Here is a 1,181-nt window from a genome sequence, read left to right as displayed (position 1 = left end):
TTGGAAACGCCGCGCAGCCTGGATGCCGGCAGTGCCGCGCACATCCGCGAGGCGGCGGAGAGCATCAACGACCCGGACCTGAAAGCGGCCCTGCGCCGGCTCGCCAGCCGTGGCGAGGATTGAGGCAGTCCGAACCCGGGCCCGTCCCGCACCGCCCAAGCTCTTCGACAACACCCCGAGGCAGCCCCAGGCCGCGAAAGAGTGAGGCCAGCCCCGCCTCGCCTTCGGCTCGGTTCGCGGTCAAGGACCGCTTGTATGGTTTCCCGGCAAGTCTTAAGAAGGAGACTTGTCGGGGTGGAGGGACCAGGTCCGCTTCTGACCGTTGCGTACAGACTGTGGGAGACATGGCCCCACCCCGCACCTTCAAACGCCGATAAGGAATCCATCGGCTGAGCCACCACTCAGACCGACGATAGCTTGCAAGCCAGCGTTACGGTGCGCCCCGACAAGCACGATTAACCTAGCTGAGAGGGCTCATCATGGCAATGCACGCCACCCGTCCCGTCATCGGTATCGACACCGCCAAAGAAGAATTGGTGATCCAGCACGACGACGAGAAACGCCACCTCGCCGTCGACAACACCCCAGCCGCCATCCGCCAATGGTTGGCCAGGCTGCCTAAGGGCTGCGATATCGCCATCGAGGCGACCAGCACCTACCACATGGAGATTACCGAACGGGCCCACGCCAAGGGCCATCACGTCTATGTGGTGGATGGCTATCGGCTCAAGAACTATCGAGAAGGCGTCGGCGGCCGGGCCAAGACCGACCTGACCGACGCCCAGCTGCTGGCGCGCTATCTGCGCAAAGAGAAAGACGAATTACGACGCTGGATGCCGCCGCCCAAGGCCTACCGGACCCTGCAAAGCCTGCTGCGTCGGCGGGCCGCGCTGGTCAAGGCCCGCACCGCCTTGCGCCAGAGCCTGAGCGCGGAGCCCTTGCTGAAAACGGCCCTGGCGACCTTGCTCAAGCAGATCGACCGGATCGACCACCTGATCCAAAAGCGGCTCAGGGAGGCCGTCCACGCCGCAGGCCTGCGCGATCAGGTACAGCGCTGTCAGGCCATCGACGGCATCGGTGAACTCACCGCCACCGCCCTGGTGATGGCCTTCTTGCGAGGCGACTTCCAAAGCAGCGACGCCTTCGTCGCCTTCCTGGGTCTGGATGTGCGCGTGCGCGAC

The 1,181-nt window shown here is 64.8% G+C and carries 1 protein-coding gene; it reads left to right on the top strand.

Features of this window, described 5'->3' with window-relative positions:
* Positions 1-479: 479 nt before the first annotated feature.
* Positions 480-1,181, top strand: a 702-nt coding sequence (locus tag CGS25_RS14165) for an IS110 family transposase (RefSeq protein ID WP_101675867.1), incomplete at its 3' end; no start/stop codon positions are given.

It is taken from the genome of Alloalcanivorax mobilis, from assembly GCF_002864685.1.
Classification (GTDB): Bacteria; Pseudomonadota; Gammaproteobacteria; order Pseudomonadales; family Alcanivoracaceae; genus Alloalcanivorax; species Alloalcanivorax mobilis.
This window is presented reverse-complemented; position numbering and strand designations above follow the sequence as displayed.